At 73.6% G+C, this 22277-nt stretch carries 18 protein-coding genes and 1 tRNA gene; 8 read left to right on the forward strand and 11 right to left on the reverse strand.

Annotation, left to right across the window (positions count from 1 at the left end; genetic code table 11):
- Nucleotides 1-22: 22 nt before the first annotated feature.
- A complete protein-coding gene (locus tag ABEB09_RS27005) occupies nt 23-1678 on the forward strand; it encodes an FAD-binding dehydrogenase (protein WP_345692514.1) in 1656 nt (551 codons plus the stop codon).
- 2 nt (nt 1679-1680) lie between these two features.
- On the opposite strand, the gene ABEB09_RS27010 is transcribed toward ABEB09_RS27005, so the two are convergent.
- The 3 genes from ABEB09_RS27010 to ABEB09_RS27020 form a co-directional block, all read right to left on the reverse strand.
- Entirely contained in the window at nt 1681-2130 is a 450-nt protein-coding gene (locus ABEB09_RS27010; RefSeq protein ID WP_345692515.1) for an ASCH domain-containing protein, read from the reverse strand.
- An 86-nt stretch (nt 2131-2216) separates the two neighbouring features.
- The gene (locus tag ABEB09_RS27015) at nt 2217-3614 is read right to left on the reverse strand and encodes a GntP family permease (RefSeq protein WP_345692516.1); all 1398 of its coding nucleotides are present in this window, start codon (nt 3612-3614) and stop codon (nt 2217-2219) included.
- An 82-nt stretch (nt 3615-3696) separates the two neighbouring features.
- Nucleotides 3697-4215 carry a gluconokinase gene (locus ABEB09_RS27020; protein ID WP_345692517.1) on the reverse strand — a complete coding sequence of 173 codons (519 nt, stop codon included), beginning with the start codon at nt 4213-4215 and terminating at the stop codon, nt 3697-3699.
- Between the two features lie 139 nt (nt 4216-4354).
- On the opposite strand from ABEB09_RS27020, the gene ABEB09_RS27025 reads away from it, so the two are divergent.
- Both ABEB09_RS27025 and ABEB09_RS27030 read left to right on the forward strand, forming a co-directional pair.
- Entirely contained in the window at nt 4355-5056 is a 702-nt protein-coding gene (locus ABEB09_RS27025) for a FadR/GntR family transcriptional regulator (RefSeq protein ID WP_345692518.1), read from the forward strand.
- A gap of 330 nt (nt 5057-5386) precedes the next feature.
- Nucleotides 5387-6856 (forward strand): amino acid permease, encoded by a 1470-nt coding sequence (locus ABEB09_RS27030; RefSeq protein ID WP_345692519.1) that lies wholly within the window; start codon nt 5387-5389, stop codon nt 6854-6856.
- 70 nt (nt 6857-6926) lie between these two features.
- Here the strand turns inward: ABEB09_RS27030 and ABEB09_RS27035 are convergent, their stop codons facing one another.
- From ABEB09_RS27035 to xylB, 3 genes are all read right to left on the reverse strand, one after another.
- Nucleotides 6927-7865 (reverse strand): RluA family pseudouridine synthase, encoded by a 939-nt coding sequence (locus ABEB09_RS27035; protein ID WP_345692520.1) that lies wholly within the window; start codon nt 7863-7865, stop codon nt 6927-6929.
- A 474-nt stretch (nt 7866-8339) separates the two neighbouring features.
- Nucleotides 8340-10610, reverse strand: coding sequence for an alpha-xylosidase (yicI, locus tag ABEB09_RS27040; protein ID WP_345692521.1), 2271 nt, complete (start codon nt 10608-10610; stop codon nt 8340-8342).
- Nucleotides 10607-12067 (reverse strand): xylulokinase, encoded by a 1461-nt coding sequence (xylB, locus tag ABEB09_RS27045; RefSeq protein WP_345692522.1) that lies wholly within the window; start codon nt 12065-12067, stop codon nt 10607-10609. Before xylB ends, yicI begins: the two co-directional genes overlap by 4 nt.
- Before the next feature lie 129 nt (nt 12068-12196).
- On the opposite strand from xylB, the gene xylA reads away from it, so the two are divergent.
- Nucleotides 12197-13366: a xylose isomerase gene (gene xylA / locus ABEB09_RS27050; protein WP_345692523.1), complete on the forward strand. Its 1170-nt coding sequence runs from the start codon at nt 12197-12199 to the stop codon at nt 13364-13366.
- A 28-nt stretch (nt 13367-13394) separates the two neighbouring features.
- On the opposite strand, the gene ABEB09_RS27055 is transcribed toward xylA, so the two are convergent.
- Both ABEB09_RS27055 and ABEB09_RS27060 read right to left on the reverse strand, forming a co-directional pair.
- Nucleotides 13395-14642, reverse strand: coding sequence for an ROK family protein (locus ABEB09_RS27055; RefSeq protein WP_345692524.1), 1248 nt, complete (start codon nt 14640-14642; stop codon nt 13395-13397).
- A 90-nt stretch (nt 14643-14732) separates the two neighbouring features.
- Nucleotides 14733-14820: transfer RNA gene (locus ABEB09_RS27060), tRNA-Leu, on the reverse strand.
- 163 nt (nt 14821-14983) lie between these two features.
- Here ABEB09_RS27060 and ABEB09_RS27065 point away from each other — a divergent pair.
- The 3 genes from ABEB09_RS27065 (at nt 14984) to ABEB09_RS27075 (ending at nt 17723) form a co-directional block, all read left to right on the forward strand.
- The gene (locus tag ABEB09_RS27065; protein WP_345692525.1) at nt 14984-16318 is read left to right on the forward strand and encodes a M20/M25/M40 family metallo-hydrolase; all 1335 of its coding nucleotides are present in this window, start codon (nt 14984-14986) and stop codon (nt 16316-16318) included.
- Nucleotides 16319-16497: 179 nt separating this feature from the next.
- The gene (gene chpH, locus ABEB09_RS27070; protein WP_345692526.1) at nt 16498-16731 is read left to right on the forward strand and encodes a chaplin ChpH; all 234 of its coding nucleotides are present in this window, start codon (nt 16498-16500) and stop codon (nt 16729-16731) included.
- A gap of 158 nt (nt 16732-16889) precedes the next feature.
- The gene (locus ABEB09_RS27075; protein ID WP_345692527.1) at nt 16890-17723 is read left to right on the forward strand and encodes a chaplin; all 834 of its coding nucleotides are present in this window, start codon (nt 16890-16892) and stop codon (nt 17721-17723) included.
- Between the two features lie 87 nt (nt 17724-17810).
- On the opposite strand, the gene ABEB09_RS27080 is transcribed toward ABEB09_RS27075, so the two are convergent.
- Nucleotides 17811-17999 (reverse strand): DUF5703 family protein, encoded by a 189-nt coding sequence (locus tag ABEB09_RS27080; RefSeq protein WP_345692528.1) that lies wholly within the window; start codon nt 17997-17999, stop codon nt 17811-17813.
- A 47-nt stretch (nt 18000-18046) separates the two neighbouring features.
- Between ABEB09_RS27080 and ABEB09_RS27085 the strand changes: the two genes are divergently transcribed.
- On the forward strand, nt 18047-18715 hold the full coding sequence (locus ABEB09_RS27085; protein ID WP_345692529.1) for a hypothetical protein: 669 nt from the start codon (nt 18047-18049) through the stop codon (nt 18713-18715).
- A gap of 95 nt (nt 18716-18810) precedes the next feature.
- Here the strand turns inward: ABEB09_RS27085 and ABEB09_RS27090 are convergent, their stop codons facing one another.
- Nucleotides 18811-21186 (reverse strand): helix-hairpin-helix domain-containing protein, encoded by a 2376-nt coding sequence (locus tag ABEB09_RS27090; protein WP_345692530.1) that lies wholly within the window; start codon nt 21184-21186, stop codon nt 18811-18813.
- Nucleotides 21183-22172 (reverse strand): aldo/keto reductase, encoded by a 990-nt coding sequence (locus ABEB09_RS27095; RefSeq protein ID WP_345692531.1) that lies wholly within the window; start codon nt 22170-22172, stop codon nt 21183-21185. Before ABEB09_RS27095 ends, ABEB09_RS27090 begins: the two co-directional genes overlap by 4 nt.
- Nucleotides 22173-22277: the final 105 nt, after the last annotated feature.

Here is a 22277-nt window from a genome sequence, read left to right on the forward strand (position 1 = left end):
TCCCGGACGAAGGGAACCCTCCATGGCGTACGACGCCGATGTGATCGTGATCGGGGCCGGCCTGGCCGGACTGGCGGCCACCGCCGAACTCGTCGACGCCGGACGGAGTGTCATTCTCCTCGACCAGGAGCCGGAGCAGTCCCTGGGAGGCCAGGCCCACTGGTCCTTCGGCGGCCTCTTCCTCGTCGACTCGCCGGAGCAGCGCCGCCTGCGGATCCGCGACAGCCACGACCTGGCCCTCCAGGACTGGCTCGGCACGGCCGGCTTCGACCGGCCCGAGGACCACTGGCCCCGCAAGTGGGCCGAGGCGTACGTGGACTTCGCGGCCGGCGAGAAGCGGGCCTGGCTGCACCGCCAGGGCGTGCGGTTCTTCCCGGTCGTCGGCTGGGCCGAGCGCGGCGGCTACGACGCCCTGGGGCACGGCAACGCGGTGCCGCGCTTCCACATCACGTGGGGCACGGGGCCGGGCATCGTGGCCCCGTTCGAGCGCCGCGTGCGCGCGGGCGTGGCCCGGGGCCTGGTCCAGCTGAGGTTCCGCCACCGCGTGACCGGACTGGGCCGCACCGGCGGCGTCGTGGACACCGTCAGCGGGGAGATCCTGGAGCCGTCCGACGCGGAGCGCGGCACGGCCAGCAGCCGCGTGGTGACCGGCGCGTTCGCGTACCGCGCCCAGGCGGTGATCGTGACCTCGGGCGGCATCGGCGGCAACCACGACCTGGTCCGCGCGCAGTGGCCCGAGCGCCTGGGCACCCCGCCGGAGCGCATGCTGTCCGGCGTGCCCGCCCATGTCGACGGCCTGATGCTCGGCATCACGGAGGCGGCCGGCGCCCACCACATCAACCGCGACCGCATGTGGCACTACACCGAGGGCGTCGAGAACTGGGACCCGATATGGGGCCGCCACGGCATCCGCATCCTGCCGGGCCCGTCGTCCCTCTGGGTGGACGCCCGCGGCCGCCGCCTGCCGGTCCCGCTCTTCCCGGGCTTCGACACGCTCGGCACGCTGGAGCACATCATGAAGTCGGGGTACGACCACACCTGGTTCATCCTCGACCAGAAGATCATCGGCAAGGAGTTCGCCCTCTCGGGCAGCGAGCAGAACCCGGACCTCACCGGCAAGTCGGTGCGGGACGTCCTGATCCGGGCCCGCGCGGACGTGCCGGCACCGGTGAAGGCCTTCATGGACAAGGGCGTCGACTTCGTCGTCGAGCGGGACCTGTCCGCGCTGGTGCGCGGCATGAACGCGCTCACGAAGGAGCCCCTGATCGACGAGGCCGCCCTGCGCCGCGAGATCGTGGCCCGCGACCGCGCGATCGCCAACCCGTTCACCAAGGACCTCCAGGTCACCGCCATCCGCGGCGCCCGCGCGTATCTCGGCGACCGGCTGATCCGCACCGCCGCCCCGCACCGCATCCTCGACCCGGCGGCCGGCCCGCTCATCGCCGTACGCCTCAACATCCTCACCCGCAAGTCGCTCGGCGGCCTGGAGACCGACCTGTCGTCCCGCGTCCTGACCGCCGGCGGCGACCCGCTGCCCGGGGTGTACGCGGCGGGCGAGGCGGCCGGCTTCGGCGGCGGCGGCGTCCACGGCTACCGCGCCCTGGAGGGCACCTTCCTCGGCGGCTGCCTCTTCTCGGGCCGCACGGCGGGCCGCGCGGCGGCGAAGGCGGTGGCCTGACCTCAGCCCCTCCGGCGTTCGAGGAGCGGGTCCAGCACCTCCACGACCCGGAAGCGTTCGGCCACGACGCTCGTCGTCCCGTCGACCGTGAAGTCCGGGTCGCCCAGCACCTCGCGCATCTCCTCGCTGTGCCAGAACCGCTCGTGCGCCGCCCGCCACTCGGCGACCGACCGGTGGCCCTCGCCCTCGTCGAGGGCGTGCCGCAGGTCCACCTCGTCGAGCGGCAGCACCCGCACCTCGGTCACCTCGACCACGGCGACCGGACGCCCCGCCGAGTCGATCAGCGCCGCCCGGTCGCCCGGCGCGGGCAGCGGCTCGCCCTCCGCCTCGTACGCGGCGACGAGTCCGGTGGTCGTCACCTTCGCGCCCGTCAGCACGGCGGCCACCAGCCGGTCGCGCAGCGGTCCGGGGAAGCCCAGTTCGTAGAAGCTCGGTTCCGAGGGATCCGTCATGCGCGGGAGTCTCGCACGGACGGCCGCCGGGCGCCCCGCGATTACGGGGCGCCCGGCGGCCGCGAGAGGCAGGACCGGCGCGTCGGCTACAACACCAGCGACAGCAGCAGCACGCACACGATGGCGACGACCGAGATGATCGTCTCCATCACCGACCAGGTCTTGACCGTCTGCCCGACGCTCATCCCGAAGTACTCCTTCACCAGCCAGAACCCGGCGTCGTTGACATGGCTGAAGAAGAGCGAGCCCGCCCCGATCGCCAGCACCAGCAGCGCGGCGTGCGTGGTCGACATGTCGGCGGCCAGCGGCGCGACCAGCCCGGCCGCGGAGATGGTGGCGACCGTCGCGGAGCCCGTGGCCAGCCGGATCGCCACCGCGATCAGCCAGCCCAGCAGCAGCGCGGGGATCGCCCAGTCCTTGGAGAAGTCCAGGATCATCCGGCCCACACCGATGTCGATCAGCGTGGTCTTGAACCCGCCGCCCGCACCGACGATCAGCAGCACGCCCGCGATCGGCGCGAGCGACTTCTCGACGGTCGTGGAGATCCGCTCCTTGGTGAAGCCCGCCGCACGCCCCAGCGTGAACAGCCCGACCAGCACGGCGGCGAGCAGCGCGACGAGCGGCGAGCCGATCACGTCCGTGACCCGCTGGACGCCGTTCTCCGGGTCGTCCACGACGATGTCCACGAGCGCCTTGGCCATCATCAGGACCACCGGCAGCAGCACGGTCGCGACGGTGGCGGCGAAGCCGGGAAGCTTCCCGGTCTCCTCGGCCGTCCGCTGCGGCACCATCCCGTCGGGGGCCGGGATGTCCACCCAGCGCGCGGCGTACCGGGAGAACAGCGGCCCGGCGACGATCACCGTCGGTATGGCCACGACCAGGCCCAGCGCCAGCGTCACGCCGAGGTCGGCGCCGAGCGCGTCGATCGCGACGAGCGGCCCGGGGTGCGGCGGGATCAGCCCGTGCATCACCGAAAGCCCGGCCAGCGCCGGCACACCGATCCGCATCAGCGAGTAGGAGCCGCGCTTGGCCACCATCAGCACGACGGGGATCAGCAGCACGATGCCGACCTCGAAGAAGAGCGGCAGACCGATGACGGAGGCGATCAGCACCATCGCCCACGGCATGGAACGCCCTCTCGCCCGCGCCAGGATCGTGTCGACGATCCGGTCGGCGCCGCCCGAGTCGGCCAGCAGCTTGCCCAGGATCGCGCCGAGCGCGACGAGCACGCCCACCCCGGCGACGGTCGAGCCGAGGCCCTTGGTGAACGACTCGATCGTCTTGTCGAGCGGAGCCCCCGCGAGCGCGCCGAGGCCCAGTGACCCGATGGTCAGCGCCAGGAACGCGTGGAGCCGGAACTTGGTGATGAGCAGGACGATGGCGGCGATGCCCGCCAGGACGGCGATGCCCAGCTGCGCGTCGCCCGCCGAAGTGATCGGTTCGGCGGCGTCCGCTGCCAGCATCTCGACGCTGAGTCTGGTCACGGTGATTCCTCGGGAGGTCGGGGAGTAGGGGGTGTCCGGGGGAGTGGGGGGAGTCGGCGGGGCCGGGGGAGAGAGCCGGGGGTCAGGTCGGGTCGGAGGCGAGCCCGCACAGCGCGGCGACGGCCCGTCCGGCGATGTCCTCCGGGCTGCCGGAGACGTCGACCGCCACCCCCGCCTCGTCGGCGGCGAGCGGCTGGAGCGTGGCGAACTGCGAGTCCAGCAGCGCCGTCGGCATGAAGTGGCCCCGCCGGGCCGCCATCCGCTCCTCGATCAGCGCCCGGTCCCCGGTCAGGTGCAGGAACACGACGCCGGGCGCGGCCGCCCGCAGCCGGTCCCGGTAGGACCGCTTCAGCGCCGAGCTGCTCACCACCCCGCCGCGCCCCGCCCGTCCGCGGGCCCACCGGCCGATCGCGTCGAGCCAGGGCCACCGGTCCTCGTCGTCCAGCGGGACGCCGGCCGACATCTTGGCGATGTTGGCGGCCGGGTGGAAGTCGTCGCCCTCCGCGTACGGGACGCCGAGCCGGTCGGCGACGAGCGGGCCGACCGTGGTCTTGCCGGTCCCCGCGACGCCCATCACGACGACGACCAGGGGGTTCTGCATGGGTGGTGCCTCGCTGTCCTCTTCGACATCGATTCCGTCGGGGGCAACTGAAACCCATGACGTACGACGTATTCAAGGGTTCGTGATCTAAAAGTCATACTTTTTGTTCGTGACCTTCACCGCCCCGTACGCTTGGCCCATGACGACGCAGGGCCGGGGGCTTCATACGCATGTGCTGGACGCCCTGGGTCTGGAGATCACCGCGGGCGCCTGCCCGCCCGGCAGCGTCCTGCGCACGGACGAGCTGGCCCAGCGCTTCGAGGTCTCCCGTACGGTCGTCCGCGAGGTCGTGCGCGTCCTGGAGTCGATGCACCTCGTCGAGTCCCGCCGCCGCGTCGGCGTGACCGTCCGCCCCACCGAGCAGTGGAACGTGTACGACCCGCAGGTCATCCGCTGGCGGCTGGCCGGCGCCGACCGCCCCCGCCAGCTCCGCTCCCTCACCGTCCTGCGCTCGGCCGTCGAGCCGGTCGCCGCGGGCCTCGCCGCCCTCAACGCCACGCCCGAGCAGTGCCGCGCCCTCACCGAGGAGGCCCTCGGCATGGTGGCCACGTCCCGCGGCCGCCGCCTGGAGGCGTACCTCGTCCACGACATCGCGTTCCACCGCGTCGTCCTGAACGCCTCGGGCAACGAGATGTTCGCCCGCCTCGGCGACGTCGTCGCCGAGGTGCTCACCGGCCGCACCCACCACCAGGTGATGTTCGACGACCCCGACCCGGCCGCCGTCACCCTGCACGTCCAGGTCGCCGAGGCCGTCCGCGAGCGGGATGCCGCCCGGGCCGAGGAGCTGACCCGGCAGATCGCCGTCGGCGCGCTGCGCGAGCTGGACATCCTGGCGCCCTGAGCCGCCCCCGGCGGCCCTCGACCCGGCGGCCCTGACCCGGCCACCGGCCCCTGACCTGCTGTGACCTGCCCCGGCTGGTTCAGGCCTGCCCTGATGCTTCGGCCCGCGCCTCCGTGTGAACGTGATGTTACTCAGCCGTACTTAACTGGCCCGTAACCTCAAAAACACCTCAGATCTGCTCTTACATGCGCTTGAGGTGACATAGGCCACAGCCAAGAAGCCCCTGTCCTGTGACGATGTGCCACTGGCCGCCCTTCCGAGGAGACCCACCCCCATACCTCCCGACCGGCGGGCGCCAGTCACGATCCCCCTCACAAAGGCGACATCTACATGAGCGACCGCCCGCTGTCCGCGGCCACGGCCGAGAGCGTTGCCGGTACCCCGGCCGCCCAGGGTTCCGCCCACATCGACGCCGGTGACGCCGGATACAGCAAGGACCTCAAGTCCCGCCACATCAACATGATCGCGATCGGTGGCGCGATCGGTACGGGACTCTTCCTCGGTGCGGGCGGCCGCCTCGCGGGCGCCGGCCCCTCCCTCGCCATCGCCTACGCCGTCTGCGGCGTCTTCGCCTTCTTCGTGGTCCGCGCGCTCGGCGAGCTGGTCCTCTACCGCCCGTCCTCCGGCGCCTTCGTCAGCTACGCCCGTGAGTTCATGGGTGAGAAGGGCGCCTACACCGCCGGCTGGCTGTACTTCCTGAACTGGTCGACCACCGCCGTCGCCGACATCACCGCGGCCGCCACCTACGCCCACTTCTGGGCCATGTTCAGCGACATCCCGCAGTGGATCCTCGCGCTGATCGCCCTGGCCGTGGTGCTCGCCGCCAACCTCATCTCGGTGAAGTACTTCGGCGAGATGGAGTTCTGGTTCGCCATCGTCAAGGTCGCCGCCCTGGTGATCTTCATGTGCGTCGGCATCTACCTGGTGGCCACCTCGCACGACGTCGGCGGTCACACCCCGGGCCTGCACACCGTCATGGACAACGGCGGCATCTTCCCGCTCGGCATGCTGCCCATGCTCCTGGTCGTCCAGGGCGTCGTCTTCGCCTACGCCTCCGTCGAGCTGTGCGGCGTCGCCGCCGGTGAGACCGAGAACCCCGAGAAGATCATGCCGAAGGCGATCAACTCGATCATGTGGCGCGTGGGCCTCTTCTACGTCGGCTCCGTCGTCCTGCTGGCGCTGCTCCTGCCGTACACCGCCTACTCCGGCGACCAGAGCCCCTTCGTGACGGTCTTCGACAAGCTCGGCATCCCCGGCACCGCCGGTGTGATGAACCTGGTCGTGCTCACCGCGGCGCTGTCCAGCCTGAACTCCGGCCTGTACTCCACCGGGCGCATCCTGCGCTCCATGGCGATGGCCGGCTCGGCCCCCAAGTTCACCGCCCGCATGAACAAGGGCCAGGTGCCCTACGGCGGCATCCTGCTCACCGCCGCCTTCGGCGTCCTGGGCGTCGGCCTCAACTACGTGATGCCCGGCGAGGCCTTCGAGCTGGTGCTCAACTTCGCCTCCATCGGCATCCTCGGCACCTGGGGCATGATCATGATCTGCTCGCTGCTGTTCTGGTGGCGGGCCAAGGAGGGCAAGGTCACGCGGCCGTCCTACCAGCTGCCGTGGGCGCCCTTCACGCAGATCCTCACGCTGGTGTTCCTCGCCTCGGTGCTGGTCCTGATGTGGATCGGCGGCGGCGTCGGCCGTACGACCGTCGCCTGCGTGCCGGTCATCGCCGCCCTGCTGGTCGGCGGCTGGTTCCTGGTCCGCAAGCGCGTCGCCGCGCTGTCGGCCGGCCACCAGGACGCCTGACCCGTACGGAAGCCTCACCCCTGAAGCCCCCGCCGGCCCCAACCGGCGGGGGCTTCCCCGTACGAACGTCTCAGCCGTCCAGGCCGTCCAGCCGCAGCCGGCTCTCGAACCGCCGCGGCTCCCCGGTCGCCGGGTCGGGGAACTCCAGCGCCCGCGCCAGCAGCTGGAGCGGCCGCGCGTAGTCCTCGGGGCCGTCCTCCCGGACGACCGGGTACACCGGGTCGTTCAGGATCGGCACGCCGAGGCCGTTCATGTGGACCCGCAGCTGATGGGTGCGGCCGGTGTGCGGGACCAGCCGGTAGCGGGCGAGGCCGCCCCGCCGCTCCAGCAGCTCGATCCGGCTCTCGCTGTTCGGCTCGCCGCCGGGCACCTCGTACGCGGCCACGACGCCGCGCTCCTTCACGATCCGGCTGCGCACGGTCACCGGCAGGGCCAGCCCCGGGTCGTACGGCGCCACCGCCTCGTACTCCTTGTGCACCCGCCGGTCGCGGAACAGCGTCTGGTACGCCCCCCGGTCCTCCGGCCGCACGACGAACAGCGCCAGGCCCGCCGTCAGCCGGTCCAGCCGGTGCGCGGGCTGCAGCAGCGGCAGCCCCAGCTCGCGCCGCAGCCGCGCCAGCGCCGTCTCGGTCACATGGCGCCCGCGCGGCGTCGTCGCCAGGAAGTGCGGCTTGTCCGCGACCACGATCCGCTCGTCCCGGTGGACGATCCCCACCTCGAACGGCACCGGCTCCTCCGGCGGGAACTCCCGGTGGAACCACAGGTACCGCCCGGCGGCGTACGGCTCGCCCCCCGCGACCGGCCGCCCGTCCGCGCCGACGAACCCGCCCTCGGCGAGCATCGCGTCGACCCGGTCGACCCCGATGGCCCCCGCGTACCGCTCGGCGAGGTGGTCCCGCACGGTCGCCCACGCCCCGCCCGGATCGGCGGGCAGCCGCAGCCGCACCGCGTCCACCCCGTCCCGCTGCGCCAACGGCGCCCCGGGCGTCTTCACTCGACGTCGTCCCACGCCCCCACAGTACGAGGCCGATCCCCCGCCACTCCGAGCCGCCCCCGCCGCTCCGAGCCGCCCCGCCGCCGGCCGATCCCCCGCCGCCCCGAGCCGTCCCGCCGTCCGGCCTCCGGGCCGCCCCCGCCGCTCTAGGGCCGTCCCGTCGCCGGCCGGGCCGCCGTCCGGTCGCCGGCGAGCCGCCGCTCCGGGCCGCCCCGCCGTCCAGCTCCGGGCCGCCCCCGCCGCTCCGGGCCGCCCCGCCGTCCCCCCGCCGCTCCGGGCCGCCCCCGCCGTCCCGTCGCCGGCCGGGCCGCCGTCCGGTCGCCGGCGAGCCGCCGCTCCGGGCCGCCCCGCCATCCGGCCTCCGGGCCGCCCCCGCCGCTCCGGGCCGCCCCGCCGTCCCCCCGCCGCTCCGGGCCGCCCCCGCCGTCCCGTCGCCGGCCGAGCCGCCGCCCGCGCCGCCGGCCGGCCGTTCCGCTCCGGGATCGCGCCTCACCGGAGTGGCACCACGACCTCCCCCACCCCCCGCCCCGACCCGGCCCCCACGACCCGCACCCGGAACGCCCGGTCCGTCCCGCTCGCGACCACGCGCACAGCGCCCCCGTCCCGCACCACCGTGAACGTCGCCGCCACCGCGCCCGAATGATCCGGCACCGTCACGACCGCCCCGTCCGCGTCCGGCTGGACCAGCAGCGTCAGCCCCTCCAGCCAGTCGCCGTCCGGCCGCTGGTCGTCCGCGCCCAGCGGCAGCACCGCGCCGGGCCGCACGTACAGCGGCAGGCTGTCGAAGCCGTGCGTCTCGCGCCGCCACACGGGCCCGGTCACGGTCTCCCCGGTCAGCAGATGTGTCCAGGTCCCCGCCGGGACGTAGAACTCGACGTCCCCGTCCGCCGAGAAGACCGGCGCGACCAGCAGGTCGGGCCCGAGCATGTACTGCCGGTCCAGCGCCCGGCACCCGGGGTCGTCCGGGAACTCCAGCAGCATCGGCCGCATCAGCGGCACACCGGTCCGGTGCGCCTCCACGGCCGCGCCGTACAGGTAGGGCATCAGCCGGTGCTTCAGCTCGGTGAACTGCCGGGCGACCTCCACCGCCTCCTCGCCGAACTCCCACGGCACGCGGTACGACATGTTCCCGTGCAGCCGGCTGTGCGACGACAGCAGCCCGAAGGCCAGCCACCGCTTGAACACCTCCGGGTCGGGCGTCCCCTCGAACCCGCCGATGTCATGGCTCCAGAACCCGAACCCCGACAGGCTCAGCGACAGGCCGCCCCGCAGCGACTCGGCCATCGCCTCGAACGACGCGAAGCAGTCACCGCCCCAGTGCACCGGGAACCGCTGCCCGCCCGCGGTCGCCGACCGCGCGAACAGCACCGCCTCGCCGTGCCCCCGCTCCTTCTCCAGCAGCTCGAAGACGCACTGGTTGTACAACTGCGTGTAGTAGTTGTGCATCCGCTCCGGGTCGGAGCCGTCGTGCCACACCACATCGGTCGGCACGCGCTCGCCGAAGTCGGTCTTGAAGCAGTCGACGCCCTGGTCCAGCAGCACCTTCAGCTTCGCCTGGAACCACGCCCGCGCCTCCGGGCTGGTGAAGTCCACCAGCGCCATCCCGGCCTGCCACAGGTCCCACTGCCAGATGTCGCCGTCCGGCCGCTTCACCAGATGGCCCAGGGCCGCACCCTCCGCGAACAGCGTCGACTTCTGCGCGATGTACGGGTTGATCCACATGCTGATCCGCAGCCCGCGCTCCTTGAGCCGGGCCAGCATGCCCTCCGGGTCGGGGAAGGTCTCCGGGTCCCACTGGAAGTCCGACCACTGGTACCCGCGCATCCAGAAGCAGTCGAAGTGGAACACCGACAGCGGGATGTTCCGCTCCGCCATGCCGTCCACGAACGACGTGACGGTCTCCTCGTCGTACGAGGTGCAGAACGACGTCGTCAGCCACAGCCCGAACGACCACGCCGGCGGCAGCGCGGGCCGCCCCGTCAGCGCCGTGTACCGGGCCAGCACCTCCTTGGGCGTCGGCCCGGCCACCACGTAGAACTCCAGCGACTGGTCCTCGACGCTGAACTGCACCTGCCCGACCGACTCCGAGCCGATCTCGTACGACACCCGGCCCGGGTGGTTGACGAAGACGCCGTAGCCCCGCGACGACAGGTGGAACGGGACGTTCTTGTACGCCTGCTCGCTGCTCGTGCCGCCGTCCGCCTGCCAGATGTCCACGGTCTGGCCGTTCTTCACGTACGGCGTGAACCGCTCGCCCAGCCCGTAGACGTTCTCGCCGATGCCCAGCGCCAGCTGGGCCACCATGTGGTGCGCCCCCTCGGCGTCCACGACGAACGCCGTGCCCTTCGACTCCACCGCGGTCAGCCGCCGCCTGTCCGCGTCCAGGAACGTCAGCCCCCACGGCCCGTCCCGGTCGAGCCGTACGCTCAGCGGCCCGCTGGTCAGCTCGGTCACCGAGCCGTCCCGCCGGGTCCTGGCGAAGCCGCCGCCGCCCGTGCCGGCGCCGGGCAGCGCGAAGTACGGGCCCCGGTCCGCCTTCCCGGCGTGGTGCGTGGTGCGGATGCCGATCACGCCCTCGGCGGGGGAGAAGCACTCCACGGTGAGCAGCGGCGAGTTGAGCGTGTGCCCCCGGTGCTCGACCCGCCTGACCGCGGCGTACGCGGTGAAGTGGTCGTCGCTGACGTGCAGATCGCGCACTTCGGTGGCGTACGAGGCGCGCACGCCGTCACGCATCAGCCAGAAGCCGTCGGTGAACTTCATCGATGTCCCTGTGTGGTGAGGAGAGCGGGAGCGGCACGGTCGAGCACGGACGCGATCCGTGCCGCCGCGGCATGGTCCTGGTGGGCCGGCGGCAGCGTCTCGCCGTCACCCGTGCCCCAGGCGGTCGCGATGCCCACGGGATCGTCCCCCGCGGCGGCGCCCGCCGCCAGCGCGGCGGCACCGAGGGCGACGAGTTCCGTGGAGCGGGGCAGGACGACGGCCCGCCCCGACAGCCGGCGCACGGTCTCCACCCAGGTGCGGCCGCGGGCGCCGCCCCCGATCAGCCGGATCGGCGCGGAGCCGTCGGCGCCCGGCAGCTCGTCCAGGGCGCGCAGCAGGGTGAACACCGCCCCCTCGTAGGCGGCGCCGAGCAGCTGCTGCGGGGTGGTGGAGTGCCGCAGCCCGGTCAGCAGCCCGGAGGCGCCCGGCAGGTCCGGGGTGCGCTCCCCGTCGAGGTACGGCAGGAGGACGGTCTCCCCGCCGGGCGCGGCGTCGTCGCGGTCGAGGCCCAGCAGCGCGGCCACCTTGTCCACCGCGAGCGTGCAGTTCAGCGTGCAGCCCAGCGGCAGGTACGTGCCGGGGGTGTCGGTGGCGGCGAACCCGGCGAGCGCGGCCGTCGCCGGGCGGGTGCGGGTGGCCGCGAACACGGTGCCGGACGTGCCGAGCGAGAGGACCGGGTGGTCGAGCAGGCCCCGCGCGCCCAGGCCGAGCCCCACGGCGGCCGCCATGTTGTCGCCGGTCCCGGCCGCGACGGGGATCCCGGCGGGCAGCCCCAGCGCCTCGGCGGCCGGCGCGGTCAGGGTGCCGGCCCGGGCGGCGCCCGTCGGCGCCAGGTCCGGGAGCAGCGCGGCGTCGAGCCCGATCAGGTCGAGGAGCCCGGAGTCGTAGGCGCCGGCGGCCGTGTCGTACCAGCACGTGCCGGAGGCGTCACCGGGGTCGGTGACCGCGGTGCCGGTCAGCCGCTCGGTCAGGAAGTCGTGGGGGAGGCGCACGGCGACGGCGGCCTCGGCGGTGCGCGGCTCGTGCTCGCGCAGCCACCGCCACTTGGCGGCGGTCATGGACGCCACCGGGACGGAGCCCGTGCGCTCCAGCCAGCCCCGGGCGCCGAGCGCGGCGGTGAGGGCGGCGGCCTGGGGCGCGCTGCGCGTGTCGTTCCACAGGAGGGCGGGGCGCAGCGGGCGCCCGACGGCGTCGAGGACGACCAGCCCGTGCTGCTGGCCGGCGACCGCGAGGCCGCCGACCGCGGCCGGCTCGGCCCCGGCCTCCTTCAGCCCTGCGGCGACGGCCTCCGCGAGGGCCGTCCACCACTGCTCCGGGTCGCTCTCGCGGGCTCCGCCGAGCCCCGTGACGGTGTGCGGGGCACGGCCCACGGCCAGTAGGCGGCCTGATGCGGCGTCCACGACGGCCGCCTTGGTGGACTGCGTGGAGCTGTCCACGCCGATCACAACGGGGTCCATTTTTTGATCGTACACAAAACAAATTAGCCGCCACCAGGCTCTCGGCGGCCGCGTCCCCTTGGCGGAAACCCCTCCGTGAGCTATTAGTAATCAAAGCAAACAAATCTCGAGCGAGGGACGGACCCCACCATGCCGGAGCGCTTCACCCCCACCCCCGATGACAAGTTCACCTTCGGCCTGTGGACCGTGGGCTGGCAGGGCGCCGACCCGTTCGGCACCGCCACCCGCCCCGCCCTCGACCCGGTCGAATCGGTCGAACGCCTCGCCGCCCTCGGCGCGCACGGTGTGACCTTCCACGACGACGACCTCATCCCCTTCGGCTCCTCCGACGCCGAGCGCGAGGCCGCCGTCAAGCGCTTCCGCGACGCCCTGGACCGCACCGGCATGAAGGTGCCGATGGCCACCACCAACCTCTTCACGCACCCCGTCTTCAAGGACGGCGCCTTCACCGCCAACGACCGCGACGTCCGCCGCTACGCCCTGCGCAAGACCCTCCGCAACATCGACCTCGCCGTCGAACTCGGCGCCGGCATCTACGTCGCCTGGGGCGGCCGAGAGGGCGCCGAGTCCGGCGCCGCCAAGGACGTCCGCGTCGCCCTCGACCGCATGAAGGAGGCGTTCGACCTCCTCGGCCAGTACGTCACCGAGCAGGGCTACGACCTGCGCTTCGCCATCGAGCCCAAGCCCAACGAGCCGCGCGGCGACATCCTCCTGCCCACCATCGGCCACGCGCTCGCCTTCATCGAGCGCCTGGAGCGCCCCGAACTCGTCGGCGTGAACCCCGAGACGGGCCACGAGCAGATGGCCGGCCTCAACTTCCCGCACGGCATCGCCCAGGCCCTGTGGGCCGGCAAGCTCTTCCACATCGACCTCAACGGCCAGTCCGGCATCAAGTACGACCAGGACTTCCGCTTCGGCGCCGGCGACCTGCGCCAGGCGTTCTGGCTCGTCGACCTGCTGGAGAGCGCCGGCTACGAGGGCCCGCGCCACTTCGACTTCAAGCCGGTCCGCACCGACGGCTCCGACGGCGTGTGGGAGTCCGCGAAGAACTGCATGCGCAACTACCTCGTCCTCAAGGAGCGCGCCGCCGCCTTCCGCGCCGACCCGGAGGTCCAGGAGGCCCTGGCGGCCTCACGCCTCCCCGACCTGGCCCGCCCCACGGCCGAGGACGGCCTCGCCGCCCTCCTCGCCGACGAGACGGCGTACGAGACCTTCGACGTCACCGCCGCGGCGGCCCGCTCGATGGCCTTCGAACGCCTCGACCAGCTGGCCCTCGACCACCTGCTCGCCGTCCGCTAGCCGTCCCGGCCCCCGGGCACCCCCGCTGCTAGGGGGTGCCCACCCGCTCCGCGTACCCCGCCGGATCGGCGATCACATCCCGTACGACGAGGGCGGCGGCGCCCCGCGCCGCGTCACCCGACGAGGACGAGGCCCGCAGCCGCCCACCCCCCGCGACCCACAGCCCCGACACCACCCGCAGCGCCAGCTCCCGGTCAACCGCCGCGCCCAGCCACGGCATGAGCGGCCGGTAGATCCCGCCCAGCACCACCGCGTCCGGGTCCAGCAGGTTCACCGCGCCCGACAGCACCAGACCCAGCATCCGCCCGGCCCGCTCCAGCGCGGCCACCGCCCGGGCGTCCCCCGCGGCGGCCCGCCGCTCCAGCTCGGCGACCCCCGGCAGCCCGCCCTGCTCGTCGACCCCGGCACCCCGCAACAGGGCCGCCTGCCCGGCGTACTGCTCCAGGCACCCCCGCGAGCCGCACCGGCACTCGGGCCCCTCCGCGTCCGCCACGACGTGCCCGATCTCCCCGGCGAAGCCGTGCGCACCGCGCAGGAGCTCCCCGTCGACGACGATCGCGCCGCCCACCCCGATCTCGCCCGACAGGTACAGGAAACTGCGCGCCCGCGCCCCGTCCCCCTCGCCGAACCACAGCTCGGCCAGCGCGGCCGCGTTCGCCTCGTTGTCCGAGCCGACCGGAAGGTCCCCCGGCCCCGGCCGCACCGCCCCGAGGGCCCGCCCGAACAGCTCCTCCGCCGCCACCCGGTTCCAGCCCAGGTTCGGCGCCTGGCGCACGGTCCCGCCGGACACGAGGCCGGGGAGCGCCAGCCGCACCCCCGCGGGGCGCAGCTCCTGCTCGGCGGCCGACTCCAGGGTCCGCGCCGCGATCCGCGCCGCCCGGGCCAGCACCTCACCGGGCGGTACGTCCCGGTTGTCCAGGTGCTCGGTCAGCCGCACCCGGTCGGTCCCGGCCAGATCGACGACGCACACCGACACGTAATCGATGTTGATCTCGACGCCCAGCCCGGCGGGCCCGGTCCTCGCCACCCGCAGCGCCGTCCCGGGCCGCCCGGCCTGCCCGCTGAACGTCTTGCCCGACTCGGTGAGGAACCCGCCCCCGAGCAACTGCTCGACCAGCGACGACACCGCCGCGCGCGTCAGCCCCACCCGGGCCGCCACCGCCGCCCGGGTCGCCTCGCCCTCGTCGTGCACGGCCCGCAGTACCAGACTCAGGTTGTGCCGCCGCACGGTGGCCTTGTCGGCCTTGGGCTCCAGCGGATCCAGAGTGTTCTTCATCGTGCGGCCGAGCCTATGCCAGCCCCGTGACGGCAGGCGGCGCCCATGCGAAGAGGCCGTTGTCGCCAACGCGACAACGGCCTCTCCGTGTGGTGTCCGAGGGGGGACTTGAACCCCCACGCCCGATAAAGGGCACTAGCACCTCAAGCTAGCGCGTCTGCCATTCCGCCACCCGGACAAGGTGTCTGTCTCGCGGCCCTGGGCCGTTCCGACGTGGAAAACCATAGCAAACATTCGGCGTGCTCGATCACGCCCCCGGTCCCCTGGGCGCACCCTTGGGCTCCGCACCGGTCGGGAGGAGGATGTGGGGGACCACCAGCACCGACGTGGGAGGAACCAGCGTGAGCGAGTCGAACCCGGCCAGGACCGGTACCGGCACCACCGGCGAGAGCGAGGTCGTGGACCTCTGCAGCGAGCTGATCCGGATCGACACCAGCAACTACGGCGACCACTCGGGCCCGGGGGAGCGCGCGGCGGCCGAGTACGTGGCCGAGAAGCTCGCCGAGGTCGGACTGGAACCGAGGATCATCGAATCCCACCCGGGCAGGGCCTCCACGGTCGCCAGGATCGAGGGTGAGGACCCCTCCCGCCCGGCCCTGCTCATCCACGGCCACACCGACGTCGTCCCCGCCAACGCCGCCGACTGGACACACCACCCGTTCTCCGGCGAGATCGCCGACGGCTGCGTCTGGGGCCGCGGCGCGGTCGACATGAAGGACATGGACGCCATGACCCTCGCCGTGGTCCGCGACCGGCTGCGCAGCGGCCGCAAGCCCCCGCGCGACATCGTCCTCGCGTTCCTCGCCGACGAGGAGGCGGGCGGTACGTACGGGGCGCGCCACCTGGTCGACAAGCACCCGGACCTGTTCGAGGGCGTCACGGAGGCGATCGGCGAGGTCGGCGGCTTCTCCTTCACGGTCAACGAGAAGCTGCGCCTCTACCTCGTGGAGACGGCCCAGAAGGGCATGCACTGGATGCGGCTCACGGTCGACGGCACGGCGGGCCACGGCTCCATGACCAACGACGACAACGCGATCACCGAGCTGTGCGACGCCGTGGCGCGCGTCGGCCGGCACAAGTGGCCGGTCAGGGTCACCAAGACCGTGCGGTCCTTCCTGGACGAGCTGTCCGACGCGCTCGGCACCCCGCTCGACCCGGAGGACATGGAGACGACCCTCGCGAAGCTGGGCGGCATCGCCAAGATGGTGGGCGCCACGCTGCGCAACTCCGCCGCCCCGACGATGCTCGGCGCCGGGTACAAGGTGAACGTCATCCCGGGCCAGGCCACCGCCCATGTCGACGGACGGTTCCTGCCGGGGTACGAGGAGGAGTTCCTGGCCGACCTCGACCGGCTGCTCGGCCCGCGCGTGAAGCGGGAGGACGTCCACGCGGACAAGGCCCTGGAGACCAGCTTCGACGGCTCCCTGGTGGACGCCATGCAGACGGCGCTGCGCGCGGAGGACCCGATCGCCCGGGCCGTGCCGTACATGCTCTCGGGCGGCACCGACGCCAAGTCCTTCGACGACCTCGGCATCCGCTGCTTCGGCTTCGCCCCGCTCCAGCTGCCGCCGGAGCTGGACTTCGCCGGCATGTTCCACGGCGTGGACGAGCGCGTGCCGGTGGAGGGCCTCAAGTTCGGCGTGCGCGTGCTGGACCGTTTCATCGACGCCGGCTGACCGCCCGAGCCGGGATCACGAGCTGAAAGTCGGCTGAAACGACACTCCAATAATCGACCGCGTGTGCACGTCTGACCGAAAAGGGTGAACGGGGTCACGGCCTCGTAGCCCGGTTCCCTCCCCCTCGTTACAGGTGGTGCGGTCCGCGGCTGGGACCGCATTGCCAACAAGGAGGAATAATGATCAAGAAGGTTGTCGCGACTGCGGCTGCCACTGGCGGTCTGGTGCTGGCCGGCGCGGGCATGGCCGTCGCCGACGCGGGCGCCCAGGGTGCGGCCGTCGGATCCCCCGGCGTCGTCTCGGGCAACGTCGTCCAGGTGCCGGTCCACGTGCCGATCAACGCCTGCGGCAACACGGTCAACGTCATCGGGCTGCTGAACCCCGCCTTCGGCAACGTCTGCATCAACCACTGAGCTCGCACCTGACGCTGAGCCTCGACCCTCACGACCGGTGAGGGTCTGAGCCCGGCCGGCCTCGGAGCGCACGCCATGCGTTCCGGGGCCGGTGGGCATTCGGCCTCCTGGTCAGGTGCCCGGAGGCATTCGGAAGCCTAGAAGGCAAGGAACAAGCTATGCGACAGGTCACGCGCAAGGGCCTGACCATCGTGGCGGCGGCGGGCGGCGTGCTCGCACTCGGCGGCGGATACGCCCAGGCCACCACCGGTGCCGGAGCCAACGGGGCAGCGGCCAACTCCCCCGGCGTCGCGTCCGGCAACTCCGTCCAGGCCCCGGTGAGCGTGCCGGTGAACGCCTGTGGCAACACCGTGAACGTCGTGGGGGCGCTCAACCCCGCGTTCGGCAACAAGTGCGCCAACAAGTCCAGCGGCGCGCAGGCGAACGGCTCCACCAGCAACTCGCCGGGCGTCGCGTCCGGCAACAACGTCCAGGCCCCGGTCAACGTGCCGGTGAACGCCTGCGGCAACAGCGTCAACGTCGTCGGCGGCCTCAACCCGGCGTTCGGCAACAGCTGCGCCAACGGCAGCCACAACCCGGGCAACCCAGGGAACCCCGGCAACCCCGGTAACCCGGGCAACCCCGGCAACCCTGGGAACCCGGGCAACCCTGGGAACCCCGGTAACCCTGGAAACCCTGGTAACCCTGGAAACCCTGGTAACCCCGGCAACCCTGGAAACCCTGGAAACCCGGGGAACCCCGGTAACCCGGGTGAGCCCGGCAAGCCCGGAACCCCCGGCAAGCCCGGCACGCCGGGCAACCCGGGTGAGCCCGGTTCGCCGATCGAGCCGAACAAGCCGTCCCCGCAGGGCGGCGAGAAGCTGACCCCGCCGAAGGGCACCGACGAGCTGGCCCACACCGGCTCCACCGCACTCGGCATCCTGGCCCCGGCGGGCGCGGCCCTGCTCCTCGGCGGCACGGTCCTCTACCGTCGCGCCCGGCAGTCCGCGTAATCACCCCGCACCCGGCCGTACACACGACGGAGCGGGCCCCGCAGCCGCGGGACCCGCTCCGTCCTGTTGTTCCTCGCCCCCCGGCGATCACCAGGTGGCGCGCACCTGGCGGATGATGCGCCGCCTCAGCCGCACCCTGCGGGTCCCGTCACGGCGCAGGGTCAGTCGGTCCAACTCCCAGTGCCCGTACTCGGCATGGTCGGTCAGCAGGCGGGTCGCCTCCTTACGAGAGACCCCCCGCGGTACGTACACGTCGACAAATTCGTATTCCGGCATCGCATCTATTGTGCGGGCAAGGGGCTCGTACGGATAGCGTCTGCACTATGTCTGATGCTGCGCAGCCCACCGCTGCCGAGGTACGCGCCGCCGCCGAGGCGGTCAAAGCCGCACTGGACCGTCACCTGGAGGCGGTCGAGAACCGCACCGGCGACGACGACCCGGCCGTCTACGCCGCCTTCAACGCCCTGGCCGCCGCGGCCGAGGCGTACGACGAGCGGCTCTACGACAGGTACGACGAGGTCACGCCCTTCGAGATCCCGGGCGTGGAGGACACGCTCCCGCCGTACACGGGGCCCGAGGAGCCGAACGCGCTGAGCGTACTGATCCGCCGCGACTACGCCGTGGCCGAGCCGCAGCGGCTCCTGGCCCAGGCACAGCGGATCGCCGACGTCGAGCGGGAGGACGAGGACGAGACGTCCGAGACCGCCGCCATGGTGGGCACGAGCATCCACGCCGCGCTGGGCGTGCTGTTCGGCGAGTACGAACCGGACGAGATCGCCTCCCGCCACAAGGAGTTCGGCCTCGAAGAGGGCGACTCCACGCTCTGGGTCGCCGCCGCGGACGAGCTGCCCGAACCGGGGGAGTGGCTGAGCACCCCCTTCGACCAGGCCGACCCCGGCCGGGTCGTCTGCCGCTTCGACGTCAGTGCCGTCTTCGACGAGGACGAGCTGTACGAGGAGGACACCGCGGGAAGATCCCGCGAGACCCCCTGAGGGCCCTGCCCGGGCCCGACGGGCCTCGGGCCGGGCGGTGTCCGGCGGATCTTTCCCACCCCGCCCCCGGTTTCGGGCAGGGGCGGGGCAGGGGGCTACTCCTCCGGCGTGGCCAGCAGGCCCTCCAGCAGGGAGCGCAGGCGGGTGGTGCGGTGCTGCGCGGGGGCTTCGGCGACGGCGCGGGCGAGGGCCTGGTCCACGCCGTGGACGACCGACAGGTGCCGCTCGCCCCGGCTGAACGCCGTGTAGACCCACGACCGGCTCAGGCCCTGCGCCGCGTCGCCCGGCAGCACCACCACCGCCGCCGGCCACCGCATACCGGCCGCCTGGTGCGCGGTGAGCGCCCAGCCGGGCCGGACGGTCGACTCGACCCGGTCGCGCGGCACGGCGATCCGCTCGCCCTCGCACTCCAGGTGCAGCCCCTCCGCGTCCGCCGAGACCACCCGGCCCTGCGTCGTACGGCCCGGGGCCGCCGCGTACGCCACCCGGTCACCCGGGTCGAACCCGCCGAAGCGTCCCGGCCCCGGGTTGAGGCGCTCCTTCAGCGCCGCGTTCAGCGCGCGCGTCCCGGCCGAGCCGCCGTGCCCCACCGTGATCACCTGGGTCTGCTCGGCGGGCACCCCGAGGGCCCTGGGCACCGAGTCGGCCACCAGCTGCACCGTACGGTGCACCGCCTCGCCCGCGTCGCGCACCGGCACGATCACGACCTCGCGGCCCGGCGCCTCCACCTGGTTCAGCTCACCGATGCCGATCCCGGACACCAGCTCCCCGATCGGCCCGGGGTCCGGCGTGCGCGACGCGACCTGCGGGCACACCCGCGCGGCCAGCAGATCGCCGAACACCCGTCCCGCACCCGCCGACTCCAGCACCGCCGGGTCACCGCTCAGCACCAGCCGGCAGCCGTCGGGCACCGACTCCACCACCATCGCCGCCGTCTCGACGTCGAGCTGCGGCGCGTCCAGCACCACCAGCAGGTCGAGGGCGAAGGCCCCCTCCTCGTCCCGGCCGGGACCGGCCGTCCCGGCCAGCAGCCCCGCGACGGTCACCGCGGCGGCCTGCTCGCCCAGCCTGCGGCGGCCGTTCTCGCCGTGCGTGGCGACGACCGCCCGCAGCCCCAGCGCCTGTGCCGCCCGGGCCAGGGCCACCGGCTCCGCCCGCGCCGCCTCGCCGCCCGTGTGCACGACCAGCCCCTGCGCCGCGACCGCGCGCGTCAGCTCCGACGCGGGCGCGGCCTCCCAGCGCGGATCCGGCCCGGACCTGGCCAGCCGGGCCAGCCCGTCGGCCAGGCTCTCCTCGGCCAGCGCGTACCGGTCGAGCCCCACCAGCACCGGTACGGGCTCGGCGTCCGCCTCGGCGGACTCCTCCTGCTCCTCGTCCAGCCCGTCGTGGAAGACCAGCACGGCACCCTCCGCGATGGCGTGCCGCACCGCCTCCTCCGCGTCCGGCACGGACCGCTCGGCGAGCGCCGCCCGCACCGCGGCGGCGTCCAGCGCGGTGTGGCCCTGGAGAGCCGCGCGCTGCAACAGCCAGCACACCAGCGCGTCCGTACGGCGCGGGTCGCCCGGACCGCACTCCGCGCCGAGCAGCGCCCGCGCGAAGCCGTCCGCCTGCTCCGGCAGCACCCCGGGCACCGTCAGGAGCTGCCACGGGTCCTCGCGCAGGACATCGCCCGCCGACTCGCCGAGTGCCGTCGCCACCCGCACGGCCAGCGTCTCGGGCGCACCGCCCTCGGCCAGCACCGCCCGCACCGCCGCGACCGTCTCCGGCGCGGCCGCCCGCACCGCCGGTGCCGGCACCACCGCCGGCCGAGCCGGTGCGGGGGCGGGCGCCGGCCGCCGGGGCGGCGCGACGGGCGCGGGCGACTCGTACGGCGCGGTGTCCGGCTTCTTGCCGCTCTCCACGGCCCGCACGGCCGCGAGGAGATCGGCGGCCCGCCCGCTCAGCTTGCCGCCGGCCTCGATGGGCCCGCCCTTCTCGGCCTTGCGCCGCTCGATCCGCGCCCGCAGCTCCCGCTGCGCGGCCAACTCGGCCTCGGCCTCCGACACCTCCCCGGAGCCCGCCCCCTCCGCGGCCTCACCGCCCGAGCTCTCCGCCCCCGCGGAACCGCTGCCCGTGGCGTCTTCCGAAGCGTCGCCCGAGTCGCCCGTCGGCGCGCCATCGGCCGCCGTGTCCGGCGTTCCTGCGGCTTCCGCAGCGTCGCCGTCGGCGGTCGGCGTGCCCATACCGTCCGGGGCGCCTCCGCTCGGAGTGCCCTTGCCGGGCGCCTCGCCGTCCACGACCCCGTCCCTCTCTCCGTTCGCGCGCTGCTCTCCCGCGGCCTCCTGGTCGCCCTCGCGGCCCGCAGCCGGATCCACGTCCGCTGCCGCGCCGGGCGTGCCGGGTGTGGCGGGGGTGTCCGTCCCCGGAGTGGGGGTGGTGTGGTCGTCGGCGGCCGGGGTGCCGGGGGTCTCCCCCCGGGGAAGCGCGGTCACAGCGTGCTCCAGTCCTGATCGGGATAGCGGTGCACGGGCGCCGACACGTCGTCGAGCGCCTGGCAGATCTCGTCCGGAAGGTTAAGGCTTTCCACTGACAGCGCCGCCCTGAGCTGCTGCGCCGTGCGCGCGCCGACCACCGGGGCCACCACGCCCGGGCGGTCCCGCACCCACGCCAGCGCCACCTGGAGAGGCGTCACCGCCAGCCCGTCGGCCGCGGTCGTCACCGCCTCCACGATCCGCTGCGCCGCCTCGTCCAGGTACGGCTCCACGAACGGGGCCATGTGCTCGGAGGCGCCCCGCGAGCCGGCCGGTATCCCGCTCCGGTACTTGCCCGTCAGCACACCGCGGCCCAGCGGCGACGACGGCAGCAGCCCGACGCCCAGGTCCCGCGCCGCCGGCAGCACCTCACGCTCCACGCCCCGCTGGAGCAGCGAGTACTCCATCTGCGTGGCGGCGAGCCGGGCCCGCGTCCCGGGCGCGGCGAGCTGCCAGGTCGCCGCCTTCGCCAGCTGCCAGCCGCAGAAGTTCGCCACGCCCACATAGCGGGCCCGCCCGCTGGTCACGGCTATGTCCAGCGCCTGGAGCGTCTCCTCCAGCGGCGTCCACGGGTCGAAGGCGTGGACCTGCCACACGTCCACGTAGTCCGTGCCCAGCCGGGCCAGCGACGCGTCCAGCGCGGCCAGCAGATGCCCCCGCGACCCGTCGAACCGCCGCTCGGGGTCCGGGTCGGGCACGCTGCCCGCCTTGGTCACGATCACCAGGTCCCGCCGCGGAACCACCCGCTCCACCAGCTGCCCGAGCAGATACTCGGCCTCGCCACCGCCGTACACGTCCGCCGTGTCGACCAGTGTCCCGCCGGCCTCCCAGAACACCTTCAACAGCTCCGCGGCCTCGTGCTCGTCCGTGTCGCGGCCCCATGACAGGGTGCCCAGCCCGATCCGGGACACGCGCAGGCCGGTACGGCCGAGATGCCTCTGCTCCATGGGCGCGAGATTACTGGCCAAGGGCCCACGCGGAGAGAGCCTGTGGACAAGCCGCGGCGGGCGGCCCTCTGCCGGATCGTCCGCACGCGCGCTAGAGTCCCGCTG

The sequence above is a fragment of the Streptomyces coeruleoprunus genome (genome assembly GCF_039542925.1).
Lineage (GTDB): Bacteria > Actinomycetota > Actinomycetes > Streptomycetales > Streptomycetaceae > Streptomyces > Streptomyces coeruleoprunus.